11 protein-coding genes and 1 pseudogene are annotated in these 12,667 nt (G+C 65.9%); 3 read left to right on the top strand and 9 right to left on the bottom strand.

The annotated features are described in order from the left end of the window. Nucleotides 1–131 precede the first annotated feature (131 nt). Nucleotides 132–1,253: a M23 family metallopeptidase gene (locus AB0366_RS26220; protein WP_230558228.1), complete on the top strand. Its 1,122-nt coding sequence runs from the start codon at nt 132–134 to the stop codon at nt 1,251–1,253. 84 nt (nt 1,254–1,337) lie between these two features. On the opposite strand, the gene AB0366_RS26215 is transcribed toward AB0366_RS26220, so the two are convergent. The 7 genes from AB0366_RS26215 to AB0366_RS26185 form a co-directional block, all read right to left on the bottom strand. Continuing rightward, nucleotides 1,338–2,294 carry a cytochrome c oxidase assembly protein gene (locus AB0366_RS26215; RefSeq protein WP_008720478.1) on the bottom strand — a complete coding sequence of 319 codons (957 nt, stop codon included), beginning with the start codon at nt 2,292–2,294 and terminating at the stop codon, nt 1,338–1,340. A 10-nt stretch (nt 2,295–2,304) separates the two neighbouring features. Continuing rightward, nucleotides 2,305–2,898, bottom strand: a complete 594-nt coding sequence (locus AB0366_RS26210; protein WP_008720475.1) for a copper resistance CopC family protein — start codon at nt 2,896–2,898, stop codon at nt 2,305–2,307. Between the two features lie 91 nt (nt 2,899–2,989). Then, nucleotides 2,990–4,762 carry a cytochrome c oxidase subunit I gene (gene ctaD, locus AB0366_RS26205; protein ID WP_072692203.1) on the bottom strand — a complete coding sequence of 591 codons (1,773 nt, stop codon included), beginning with the start codon at nt 4,760–4,762 and terminating at the stop codon, nt 2,990–2,992. Nucleotides 4,763–4,847: 85 nt separating this feature from the next. Beyond that, a complete protein-coding gene (locus AB0366_RS26200; protein WP_008720986.1) occupies nt 4,848–5,804 on the bottom strand; it encodes a M56 family metallopeptidase in 957 nt (318 codons plus the stop codon). Further along, nucleotides 5,801–6,154 carry a BlaI/MecI/CopY family transcriptional regulator gene (locus tag AB0366_RS26195; protein ID WP_027494220.1) on the bottom strand — a complete coding sequence of 118 codons (354 nt, stop codon included), beginning with the start codon at nt 6,152–6,154 and terminating at the stop codon, nt 5,801–5,803. The genes AB0366_RS26200 and AB0366_RS26195 overlap by 4 nt, the downstream gene beginning before the upstream one ends. A gap of 25 nt (nt 6,155–6,179) precedes the next feature. After that, nucleotides 6,180–6,842 carry a M23 family metallopeptidase gene (locus tag AB0366_RS26190; RefSeq protein WP_051364850.1) on the bottom strand — a complete coding sequence of 221 codons (663 nt, stop codon included), beginning with the start codon at nt 6,840–6,842 and terminating at the stop codon, nt 6,180–6,182. A gap of 668 nt (nt 6,843–7,510) precedes the next feature. Continuing rightward, entirely contained in the window at nt 7,511–9,535 is a 2,025-nt protein-coding gene (locus tag AB0366_RS26185; RefSeq protein WP_032373357.1) for a cytochrome c oxidase assembly protein, read from the bottom strand. A 197-nt stretch (nt 9,536–9,732) separates the two neighbouring features. Here AB0366_RS26185 and AB0366_RS26180 point away from each other — a divergent pair, with 197 nt between their 5' ends. Beyond that, nucleotides 9,733–10,656 (top strand): cation diffusion facilitator family transporter, encoded by a 924-nt coding sequence (locus AB0366_RS26180; RefSeq protein WP_008720942.1) that lies wholly within the window; start codon nt 9,733–9,735, stop codon nt 10,654–10,656. Between the two features lie 179 nt (nt 10,657–10,835). Here AB0366_RS26180 and AB0366_RS26175 read toward each other — a convergent pair whose 3' ends face one another. Further along, nucleotides 10,836–11,249, bottom strand: coding sequence for a Rieske (2Fe-2S) protein (locus AB0366_RS26175; protein WP_008720941.1), 414 nt, complete (start codon nt 11,247–11,249; stop codon nt 10,836–10,838). A gap of 185 nt (nt 11,250–11,434) precedes the next feature. Beyond that, nucleotides 11,435–11,962, bottom strand: coding sequence for a signal peptidase II (lspA, locus tag AB0366_RS26170; RefSeq protein WP_052061206.1), 528 nt, complete (start codon nt 11,960–11,962; stop codon nt 11,435–11,437). 291 nt (nt 11,963–12,253) lie between these two features. On the opposite strand from lspA, the pseudogene AB0366_RS26165 reads away from it, so the two are divergent. Continuing rightward, nucleotides 12,254–12,667: pseudogene (locus AB0366_RS26165) on the top strand (apolipoprotein N-acyltransferase); the annotation flags it as partial.

Raw genomic sequence — 12,667 nt, 5'->3', positions numbered from 1 at the left:
CACTCACTTTCGACGCCGAATCGATAGGCGAAACAGCGACGAATGCAGTCGAGAGTGTGACAGAAGGGGCTTGTGGTGTCGATGGGATCACGCAACACTGACCCACGGCCGACACGGCATCCACTGCGATCGTGACCGGCATTCAACGAGAAGGGTGGGGTGACCACGTGAACAACGCGGGAAAGACGACGCCGAGCGGCGGGCGACGTCGCGCATGCCGAGGTGCGCGGACATACGTGATCGTCGGTGCCGCACTCGGTGCGGTGTTCCTGCACGCCCCGGTAGCCGAAGCGAATCCGGGTCAACCGGCCGTGGAGTCCGGGGACGAGGTCGAAGGTCAGCAGACCGCCGACGCCGTCAGCCGGTTGATCCGCCTGGCCGATCGGGCCGCGACAATCGGTACCGATCCGATCGCGGTGGCAGACCTCGCAGCCTTCGCATCCTCGACGTGGGCCGCCGCCCAGGCCGGCGGCGTCATCGCGGACACCGCCGGCCCGGTGTCCGCGTCGGCAGGATGCATCGTCGACGCCATCGCCCGTGGAGTCTCGAATGCCCCGGCGCAGTCCCTGTCCTGCCTGGCCCCGTTGGCGACTCTCGACCCACTCCTGGCCCTTCGTATCGCCGCATCGCTCCAGGTCGACGCCCTCGACCCCGCAGTCCCGCATGACGGCGACCGAGGTGGGGAACAGGATCCGGTGACGGGCAACACCGGCCGCGATTCGCCCGTGCCCGGCACCACCGACACCCCTCCCGCATCCGAGACGACCGCGCCCGAAGATTCTGTTCCTGATGCAGCACAGCAGCGCGGTTCCACGTCCGGTGGCTCGGCCACCTCCCGAGGTACTGCGTCTGCTGTCGCACCCAGCAGCGGACTGGTCACCTCGAATTTCGGCACCCGAAGCGGGACACAACACGGCGGTGTCGACATCGCCGACTCACTGGGCTCACCGATCGTCGCCGCGGCCGATGGAACGGTCATCAGCGCCGGGCCCGCACAGGGCTTCGGGCTGTGGGTTCGGATCAGACACGACGATGGATCGATCACCACCTACGGGCACAACAACGGAAATTCGGTCACGGTGGGTCAGCGCGTCCGTAAGGGCGATCGGATTGCAGAGGTCGGGAACCGCGGTAACTCGACGGGTCCGCATCTGCATTTCGAGGCGACTTCTCCCGCGGGACAGAAGGTCGATCCGCAAGCCTGGCTCGGTGAGCGTGGAGCCAGAATCGGGGTGGGCACACGTGCGCGATGAATGCGCCCGATCAGGCCCTTGCCAGTAAGCGCGATCAGGCGATGAGCTCGCGGCAGTCCCCGAGCGCGGGACGGCCGCGACAGCTCAGGTCCGTTGACTGGTCTCGCTACCGATCTTTTTCAGAAAGTCGTTGTAGGCGTTGAGTTCGCTGTACCCGTCTTCTTCGGCGTGCCGGTCCGCGGCAGCCGATTCCTCCTTTTCGTCCCGGTTCCACCGAATGCAGAAGATGAGCACCACCAGCAGGGCCACCGGCTCACCGTAGGACCACGCAAGCGCCCCGGCGAGCTTCTGATCGGATACCGGATCGACACCCCACTGCGGGGGAGGGGAGGCGAACGTGGCGAGCATGGGGGTGCTCGACATCATCAGGATGACACCGAAGAACACATGCAACGGCATCTCGACGAACAGGTCGAACAACCGGCCCAGATTGCTCTGCCGAACGGGGAGGGGGCCGACGGCGAGCACAGGGATGATGAACAGCAGCCCGCTGGCGAAGAAGAAGATCTCCATCGATACGTGCCCGATGACTGTGATGGCGAGAACATCGAAGATCGACGACAGATACAGCCCGTAATAGCTGAAGAGGAACAACGGGATCGTCAGACCTGGATGTAGTGCGATGCGCCCGGCGCGGCTACGCAACCCCGTCAGCGCCGCGATCAGTACCCACCGCCCGGCTCCGTGATGAGCGGTGGCACGCAACAGAAGTCGTCCGGGCGAACCCACCACCAACAACGGTGGGATGGTCATCGACAACGTCAGATGCTGGAACATGAAGACGCTGAACAGGCTGTATCCGTAGCGTTCGACCTGCAGTCCGGTCACCAGGACCAGCGCCGCGCAGCCGAGCAGAAAACTCGCACTCCGCCACCGTGACCATGCGATACCCCGGCCGCGGATCCGGTAGAGCCCCCAGCAGTACAGTCCGGCCATGACGATGCCGGCGATCGGCAGGATCGGGAGCGGCGGAAGATCGAAGCTCAGCAACGCTGCCAGGGTCGGCGGGCCTTCCGGGGGAGTTACGGCGGCGATGTTCATCGGGCCCCTGTCATTGCTTGTCCTTGCCTCGGATCACCAACGTCAGGGCGATGGCAGCGAGACCGAGGACAGTCAGGCCCACGATGGAGAGCAGCATCATGGTGTTCTGTTTCGGTGGCCGGTCCTCGCTGGCGGACGGGTTGTTCGGATCGTAGGCCTGCGTCGGCGTGGTCGAGGGAGCCGGCGAGGTCGCACCGCCCTGCGATTGCTGTGCAGCAGCGTCCGGGCGGGTGGCGGTCTCCGCGACGTCGACCGAAAAGCCGTACGACCCGGTGATCGGGTGCCCGTCCGCGGAGGTGACGCGGTAGCCGACGGTGTACTGCCCGTTGGGTAGGCCGTCCTCGAGCAGGACCGATACGTCGGGGCCCTCGACCGTGGCCGTACCCTGCGTCCACTGAGTATCGCCAGGACCTACCACGCTGATGGTCGCGAACGATTCGTTGATGTCCTGATTGAACTTGAGGCCGACGCCGATCGGTGCGAACTCGAGCGTCACATCGGCCGGGGGGTCGGAGCTGACGAGTTCACTGTGCGCCGATGCCGGGGCCGCGGAGAACAGTGCTGTGCCGCACATGAGCACGGCGACCAGCATCCATCGTTTCACGTTCGGTTCTCCTCTGGTCGTACTGATTCTCCTTACTACTATGCGCACTAGTAGTAAGGGGGTGTGAGCCTACGGGGGTCGGTCGACCGTGTTACTTGTCGACGTCCGGCCGTTTCGATACGTCCGGTCCGGCAATCGCTTCGGTGATCACTTCCGAGGGCGCGATCGAATCCGAGTGCGGGCCACCGACGTGCTGCTCGGCGCGGATGCGTTCGACCATGTGCGGATAGTGCAGCTCGAACGCCGGCCGCTCGGAGCGGATCCGGGGCATCTCGATGAAATTGTGCCGCGGGGGTGGGCAACTGGTCGCCCACTCGAGGGAGTTACCGAAGCCCCAGGGGTCGTCGACGGTGACCACTTCGCCGTAGCGGTAGCTCTTGAACACGTTCCAGATGAACGGCAGCGTCGAGGCCCCGAGGACGAACGATCCCACGGTCGAGATCTGGTTGAGGGTGGTGAATCCGTCGGACGGGAGGTAGTCGGCGTAGCGGCGCGGCATTCCTTGGGCGCCGAGCCAGTGCTGGACGAGGAAGGTGGCGTGGAAGCCGAGGAACGTCAGCCAGAAGTGCCACTTGCCCAGTCGTTCGTCGAGCATGCGGCCGGTCATCTTGGGGAACCAGAAGTAGATGCCGGCGTAGGTCGCGAACACGACCGTTCCGAACACGACGTAGTGGAAGTGCGCGACGACGAAGTAGGTGTCGGTGACGTTGAAGTCGATGGGCGGGCTCGCCAGGAGCACTCCGGACAGTCCACCGAAGACGAACGTGATCAGGAATCCGATGGAGAAGAGCATGGGGGATTCGAGGGTGACCTGGCCGCGCCACATGGTGCCGATCCAGTTGAAGATCTTCACCCCGGTCGGCACGGCGATGAGGAAGGTCATGAACGAGAAGAACGGCAGCAGCACGGCACCGGTGGCGTACATGTGGTGCGCCCACACCGCGATGGACAGGGCGGCGATGCCGACGGTGGCGTAGATCAACCCCTTGTACCCGAAGATGGGTTTGCGGGAGAAGACCGGGAAGATCTCCGAGACGATTCCGAAGAACGGTAGCGCGATGATGTAGACCTCGGGGTGTCCGAAGAACCAGAACAGGTGCTGCCAGAGCAACGCTCCGCCGTTGGCGGGATCGAAGATGTGGGTGCCGAGTTTACGGTCGGCGAGCAGGCCCATCAGTGCTGCGGTCAGCAGTGGGAACGCCAGCAGGATCAAGATCGAGGTCACCAGGATGTTCCAGGTGAAGATCGGTAGCCGGAACATCGTCATTCCCGGTGCGCGCAGGCACACCACGGTGGTGACCATGTTGACCCCGCCCAGGATGGTGCCCAGGCCGGCGACGAGCAGGCCCACGATCCACAGGTCGGATCCGATACCGGGGGAGTAGACGGCGCTGCTCAACGGGGTGTACGCGGTCCAGCCGAAGTCTGCGGCACCGCCGGGGCTGATGAAACCTGCGGTGGTGACCAGTGCGCCGAACAGGTACAGCCAGTAGGAGAAGGCATTGAGCCGGGGGAAGGCGACATCGGGTGCGCCGATCTGCAGCGGCAGGATGTAGTTGCCGAAGCCGAAGACGATCGGGGTGGCGTAGAGCAGCAGCATGATCGTGCCGTGCATGGTGAAGAGCTGGTTGTACTGCTCGTTGGAGAGGAACTGCATTCCCGGGACCGCGAGCTCGGAGCGCATGATCAACGCCATCAGGCCACCGACGAGAAAGAACCCGAACGAGGTCACCAAGTACATCAGTCCGATGACCTTCGGATCGGTGGTGGTGACCATCGTGTGCAGGAACGACCCCTTGCGGGCCCCGCGGGGTGGATAGGGGCGAACCGCCGGCGCAGCCGGAGGAGATGTCAGCGCCGTCATGGAACCACCTTCGTGTCGCACGCGAATTACAGGACGCGTCCGCCAGTGTAACCCAAATACTATGCAGCATAGTATTTGGGGTTGTTCAGATCAGCAGGACCGCGCACGCTGCGGCGGAGACCGCGCTGAGCGAGACGACGGCCAACACGGCCGGCACGACGAGGGGCAGCACGGCGGCGGCAGCATAAGCGCCCGCTCGGGTTCGGCTCGGTGTTTGCGCGCTCGTGTCGAGGTGATGCAACCGCTCGGTGGTCGAGTCCCCGATCAGGCCCAGTGCCCACAGTGGCCGCGCAGAATGCGCCTGCGAGACCGTCGACAATGCCGAACGTACAGTGTCGGCGCTGGTGACTGCGGCCGCGGACCGGTCGGCTGCGACCTCGACCAGGACCCGTACCGCCGCGGGTGCCGCGGCGAAGAGGGGAACGCGAGGAAGCGCTTTGGCCAGGATCTCGCAGATGTTGACGATGCGGTGATGGCGCCCGCGCAGGTGGGCACGTTCGTGTGCGATCACTGCTCGCTGTTGTTCGGGATCGAGATGGGCGAGCAGGCCTTCGGTGGCCACGACGTAGCCGGGGCGACCGTCGATGCTGTAGGCCAGCGGGAGTGGGTGGTCGAGCCACATGATCGGTTCGGGTCCGGGGTCCGTGCGCGCCACGACGGCGATGACATCGCGGTGATAGTCGCGGACTTTGGACCGCGCTCGAAGCTGACGGCGAGTCGAGCGCAGGACGCGCGCCGATGCCGACGCCGCGAGGACGACCGATGCCCCGGCGACCGCTTCCCCGATCCACGGCTGGGCCGCGTGTTGCAGCGAGCCCAGGCAGCGGACGGCGAGTTCGACCATGCCCTCGGCCGGCGCATGGCCGGGCCAGAGCAACACCGCCACCGCGGATCCCACGAGAAACAGCACCCCGGCGATGCTGCCGATCCAAGCGGTCAAGGCGAGAGAGGGGCCGACGGTGCGGGTGAGTGAGGTCAGCAGCGGCGGCATGGCAACGGCCACCAGGGTCGCGGCGAGGAGTAATGCCAGTGCGACGATCACCGGTTCGCGTCCGGCAGGTTCCCCCGCAGGGCGTCCAGTTCGTCGTCGGTGACGGTTTTCGCGAAATGCATCAGCACGGCGGCCGAGTCGGTGCTGGTGTCGAGGATTTCGCGCAGCGCTTGCGAGGTGGCCTCGGCCCGAGATTGCACGGGCGAGTAGAGATAGGCGCGTGACTGCTTGGTCCGCTCGACCCACCCCTTCTCGTGGAGATGGGTCACGACGGTCAGGATCGTGGTGTAGGCGGGGTTTCTGTCGGCCATGCGTTCACGCAGGTCGTGGACCGACTGCGGTCGATCACATTGCCAGAGCACGTTCATCACCTCCGCTTCGAGATCACCGAGCCTTTTCATCGCCAGTTCTTCTTTCCTCGTCGTGTCAGGTGATATCGACTCCGCGTGCCGACAGCCACGCCGTCGGGTCGGACTTGGCACCGTCGGGTTGCCACACTTCGTAATGCAGGTGGGGTCCGGTGGATTGGCCTCGGTTGCCTACCGTAGCAATGAGCTCGCCGGCTTTCACGCGTTGACCGGCGGTGACGAGCGCCTGGTCTATGTGGCCGTACACCCCGATCGTGCCGTCGTCCTGACGAATACGCACCCACAGGCCGAACCCTTGCGCCGGCCCTGCTTCGATGACCTCACCGTCGGTCACCGATACGATCGGCGTCCCGATCGTATTGGCGATGTCGAGTCCGTAATGCGTTGTCCCCCAACGCGGCCCAGAACTGGAGGTCAATGTGCCCGACACCGGCACCACCGAGAGCGGGCGCCGCGCCTCGGCATCGCGTGCGGCGCGCTCCGCCGCCCGAACTCCCCCCTCGGCGAGTTGCTCGGTCATGCGCTGCGCGAGCCGGCCGACATCGAGATCGGGCATTTGCAACACCTGCGGGGGTGAGGCGACGACCGGGCTCGGCGGCAGGACGCCGGCGGGAGGGCTATCGATACTCGCAGCGCTGAGCGCCACACTGTCCTGCGACCCGGTGTTCGGAGACGTCGCTGCCGCGGACAGAAAGGCACCGACCGCGACCGACGCAGCGATGGCGCGGCCACCCGGCTTCGGCACCCGGCGGCGATGAAGTCCGCGGCGAGCACGTCGCGACACGGCCTGCACTACATCGCGGCCACCGTCGCCGTGTGTCGTCTCGTCCGGACCGGCCACGTGCACCCACATCGACGCGGCAGTGTCCGCGGCCGCGGTGTCCCAGGCGGCGCTGACCGCGTGAGCGGGTACATCCGGTGCGGGCGTCTGCGCCGAAGGCGTGTGCTCGTCCTGCGACCGATTGTCGGAGTACACGGTCTCGGCGGGCGACTCGGTCACGAAACGCGAGGGTGCGAACCCGGCGTGTCGATGACGGGGGTGATCGATGAGCGCCGTCGGCCTGTTGCCGACGGGCATCGAGACCGCGACGCCGGGTGCCGGCGCTGCGTAGTCGTCGTCGATCGGATCGGGTGTGCGGTGTCGGGCCAAGATCACAATCCTTGGTGGCTACGAGGCCGTGGCCTCGCTCGAGATAACGAAATGGTGACGGTCAGGCCACAGGTTACTACTATCGAGCATAGTTTTTCCATCCCACTCGACCCGGATTCGTCCGTACCGCTGGTCACGGTCCTCGGAGGACATCCCGCCGGGCTACGACATCCCGCCGGGCTACGACATCCCGCCGGGCTACGACATCCGCACCGGAACAGGGCTGGGCGTTTCGGGTATCAGGGGTGATCGCGCCGAGAGGACAGGCCACCGAGCATGGTGTTGTACGCCTCGAGTTCGGTATCACCTTGATCGTCGACTCGGCGGTCTCGTTGCCGTGCCGCGCTCTCGTCGGCCGCCGACCACCGGACCGCGGCGAGAACCGCGGCAGCGAGCAACGGCAACTCCCCGATGCCCCACGCCAGAGTGCCGCCGCGCCGCTGGTCGGCCAGCAGGTCTGCGTTCCAGTCCAGACGCAGTCCGCTGTAGAAGCTCGCTCCGAGCGCGGTCTCGAGATCGATCGTCACGACGAGGAAGAATGCGAACCCGGCCAATGCGGTGATACTCGCGAGCAACTTCGTCAGTCCCGCGATCGGTCTCGGTACCGGGTCTTCGCCGACCGTGCCCCAGAACATCACCATCCCGACGGTCAGGAACCAGCCCTTCATCACCATGTGTGCCACATGCGAGTCGGCGACGGTGTCGAACAGTCCGCCGGGGTAGAGCAGGTAGAAACTGCTCAGGAACACCGTGGTGCTGACCCACGGGTGTATCGCGATCCGGGCTGCTCGGCTCTGCCATGCAGCCCGGAGCCATTCGCGCGAGCCCGGTGCTTCGGCGGCCGACGCGGTCGGCAGGACCGAGGCGAACAAGGTTGCCGGTCGGCCGAGGACCAACAGCAACGGCACGGCGACGGCGACCGCGGTCAGTCCCGCCATGTGCACGCTGAACATCGCCGGGCTGTAGAACCCGACCCCGGACGAGGTCGCCACGAGCAGCACCGCAGTACCCGCCAACCAGCTCGCTGTCCACCGCCGCCGCCATGACAGGCCTGCCCGCCGACGGCGCCGCACGGCCACCAGATACAGGACGGCCGCGATCACCGCCGCGGAGCCGAACACCAGGTCGAAACGCCACTCGAACGCCAACCGCGCAGCGGTGGGCGGGCCGTCCAACACGTAGCCCAAGGCCTCTTCGTGCGCCTGGGGCAGCGAGGTGTCCTGCGGCGGGGGCGGGGGAGTGCGGCCCAGTGCGACCGCCAGGCCCACGGTGGTGACGAGAACGAGGGTCTCGATCATCGACAACGTGATCAGGGATCTGCGCCTCGCGGGGTCGTGAGCCAGAGCGCGGACCGTTCGTCGTCGCTGTATCCACCCGAGGGTCCCCACGATCGCCAGAGCTGCGATCTTCGCCAGTATCAGAGCGCCGTACGTCGAATCCCACAGCGACGTCACGGGCACTCGCACGGCAGCGTTGACCACTCCGGAGACCGCCATGATCACGAACGCGACCAGAGCGAGCGTCGAGTAGCGGCGGGTCGCGACGGCAAGGTGCCCACCTCCGCGCAGCGCATGAGCGAGAAGTGCGAGGAGTCCGCCCACCCACAGCGCGGCAGCGAGGATGTGCAGGATCAACGAGTTCGTCGCGATGTCGTGATTGCCGCCGGTCGAGGAGTGGCCGGTGACCGCGCGCGGGATCAACGCGAGCATCGACAGGGCGAACAAGGCGGGGGTCCATCGATGCCGCAACACCGCCGCGCATGCTGCGGCGGTGATCGCCGCGACCGCAGAGGTGATGGCCCATGCAGTGGAGGCCTCGACATCGCCGATCGCACCGAGGAACTGCACCGGTTGCGCTGCAACGGATCCGACAGGTTGACCCGAGGCGTCCGAGAGTGTCAGCGGCACCAACGCCGCCGCGCACACCGCCCACACTGCGGAGGCCTTCGCCGCGGTGCGGACGGCTACGTACCCGTCGATGTCGAGCACACCCGACCTCTGAGGCGGAACGAGAAATGCCGCGAGGAGCAGCGACCCCGCCGCCACGACGGCAGCCACCTCGCCGATCGCGGTCAGTGCCGGGATCCCGTACGTGGTGATCGGGCCCGGATCGGGCAGACCCAACAGCACGAGCGCTTGCGACGTCGACATCGCTGCGAGCAGTGCAGCGACCACCGCGGCAATCGCTGCGCACAGCACCATCACCTGCGATCCGGAGCGTCGATCCACTGCGCCGCGGGTCGAATGGGCCGCTTCGGTGGCCATGGTGTGCGCCTCTTCCCGGTGGATCGTGTTTCCGGCATGGGCGCGAGGCAGTCCGACCTGCGCCGACAATGAACTACTACGAATGATAGTTGTACGAGTCCGGGCAGCCACCGCCGGATGATCCTTCAACACTTGCATGTATGCGCATATCGCAATATGTTGTCGTTCTGCGGATCTGACACGACGAAGGAGCAACGATGGGGCACGGACATGGCCACGGGATAGAGCCGGGTTCACCGGCCAGCGCGTCCGGTAAGCACCTCGGGCGACTGTGGATCGCTGTCGGTCTGGGGGCGGTCACCCTGGTGACGCAGGTCGTCGTCGGCCTGTCCACCTCGTCGCTGGCGTTGCTCTCCGATTCCGCACACGTGTTCACCGACGTGTTCGGGGTGCTGATGGCGATCGTGGCGATCACACTCGCACAGCGACGATCGACCAAGGCTGCCCGCACGTTCGGGCTCTACCGAGCCGAGGTGTTCGCCGCATTGTTCAATGCACTTCTGCTGTTCGGTGTGGCCGGTTGGATTCTCTACGAAGCCGCGCAACGCATCACGAATCCGCCCGAGGTCCCCGGCGTCCCGGTGATGGCGGTGGCCACCCTCGGGCTCGTGATGAACCTCATCGCGTTCGTCCTGCTGCGCAGCGGCGCCAAGGACAGCCTCAATGTTCGGGGTGCGTATCTCGAGGTGATGGCGGACATGCTCGGCTCGATCGGCGTACTGGTCAGCGGACTGGTCACCGTCCTGTTCGGGTGGCGGTACGCCGACCCGGTCATCGCGGTCGCCATCGGCGTGTTCGTCCTGCCACGCGCGTTCAACCTGGGCCGTCACGCCGTACGAATTCTGCTGCAACATGCTCCGGCGGGCATTGATGTCGCCGCCGTGGAAAGGGCCCTGACCGATGTCGACGATGTCGAAGAGGTGCACGATCTGCACATATGGACACTGACGTCGGGGATGGAGGTCGCGTCGGCGCATCTGACGGTCGCCCCGGAGGCCGAGACACCGCGGGTGCTCGCTGCAGCGCAGCAGGTTCTCCGCAACGAGTTCGGTCTCGAACACGCCACTGTGCAGGTCGAACCCCGGGAAGGCGAAGGCCGGTGCCGAGAGGTCAATTGGTAGGCAGGTCTCGACCCGGTGCGCGATCGGCACGCTGTGCTGTCGTCGACACGGCAGCGATGTACCGAACCGGCACCCGTCGGGTGGGGGCACAGAGTGGGTCCTCGAGTGCCGCACATCGGCCCGGTCGAGACCGTTCACCCCGAACCCGTCCACCTCGCATGTTCGCGCCCGGTGATGGATCAGTCGACGGTGAGGGTATCGACGGTTCTGGTCACGGCACGGTTCGGCAGTGGCTCGGTGGCGGGGCTGCGCATGACCGCCCCGTCGGTGATCGAGAACGCACTGTTGTGGCAGGGGCACTCGATCGTGCCGTTGCGAACTCGGTTCACTGTGCACCCTCGGTGAGAACAGATAGCCGAGAAGGCCCGGAAGATACCGGGTTCCGGTTGGGTGACGACGACCTGCCGGTCGGCGAGCACGATTCCACCGCCGACAGGAACATCGTTCACCGACAAGGTGACGGGACCGTCGGAAGCGGTGTCCTCACCGGACGGGGCTTCGCCGACGCTGCATCCGGCGGCAGTCAGGCACGCTGTAGCGCAGCTCGTAGCGAGAAAAATACGGCGCGGTAGCGCCGGGATGTCCTCGCTCATACAGCAGGCTCCCCTCGGTACGCCTCGGTGAGCGAGAGGCGACGATCGCGTGTCGGTGGTTGTAGTCGACTATGTTTCGAGCAGTTCCGGTGTCGATCACCCTCACTGTTCGAGCGGATCAGCATGATTGTCCTGTCGCGAATGTATGTGCACTGCAGGGCATTCGATTCGAACGCCGAGATATCTCATGCACGTTCACGATCCGGCGCTGTCGGGCACTGCGGGCAGAGGGGCAACCCTTGTGCCCTCTCGCGTGCCAGTGCCGCCCCGATCATCAGCACCACCCCGCAGGTGATGTAGATGTCGGCGAGGTTGAATGTCGGCCACCAACCGGTGTGAAAGTAGTCCGTGACCGCACCGTCGACAAGCCGGTCCAGAACGTTGGACAGCGCGCCGGCGAGGATCAACGCCAGCGCCACCGTGGTCCACTGCTCCCCGTGCCGAGCGCTGTGCCATCCGTAGGCCGCGACCCCGGCGGTGATCGTCGCCGTGACCGACACGATCACCCATAGGGGCAGCGAATTGCCCAGACTGAAGGCCATTCCGCGGTTGAAGGCGAGCCGCAATTCGAGGATCGGTAGTGGGATCGGAGAGCCGACCAATGCTTCTTGCGCCCAGTAGTCGACGGTCAGCGCGGTAGCGACCAATGTCAGCACGAGAGTCACTGCGTAAGCACGCAGCCGCGTGGGAGACGTGGTGGGCGAGCGGTTCACGGATCCTCGTTCTCGGGTGTGTATCTCGGACAGGTGCTGGGTGTCGACGGAAGGGGATCGGTCACCGCCGCAGAGTTGCCATCACATAAAATACTATGCACCATAGTAGTTGATGAACGGCAGAGGCTCCTCCGGTACCGGCTGCACGCGCGTGCCGTCATGAGATCGGCTCCCGGCATCGAGCCCGGGCCTCGACCTCTCGTCTACGACCCGAGCCGGGCGCGGTGGGTGACCGGCAGCAACGGAGTCCGCGCGTGGATCCGGCTCCTCGCCGCCGCCTCATCCGGGCTGATGTTGTATGCCACATTCCCGCCCATCGATCTGTGGTTTCTCGCTCCGGTAGCACTTGCAATGCTGCTGTTGGCTGTGCGCGGGCGAGGGGCGCGTGCGGGGGCCGGCTACGGCTTCGTCGCCGGCTCGGCGTTCTTCGTGCCTCTGCTGCCGTGGGTGGGGGAGTACGTCGGATCGGTGCCGTGGCTGGCGCTGTCCGTCGTTCAAGCACTCTTCGTGGCACTGTTCGGTGCGGTAGCGGATCGGATGTCCCGACTGCCGTGGGCGCCGGTCTGGGTGGCGAGCGCCTGGGTGGCGATGGAAGCGGCACGATCTCGGGTCCCGTTCGGCGGCTTCCCTTGGGGCCGCATCGCATTCGGTCAATCCGACGGGCCGCTGCTGCCTCTGGCTGCGGTGATCGGCGCGCCGGGGTTG

It is taken from the genome of Rhodococcus sp. NPDC076796 (genome assembly GCF_040702765.1).
Lineage (GTDB): Bacteria > Actinomycetota > Actinomycetes > Mycobacteriales > Mycobacteriaceae > Rhodococcoides.
The sequence above is the reverse complement of the archived record's forward strand: the minus strand, read 5'-3'. Positions and strand labels throughout refer to the sequence as shown.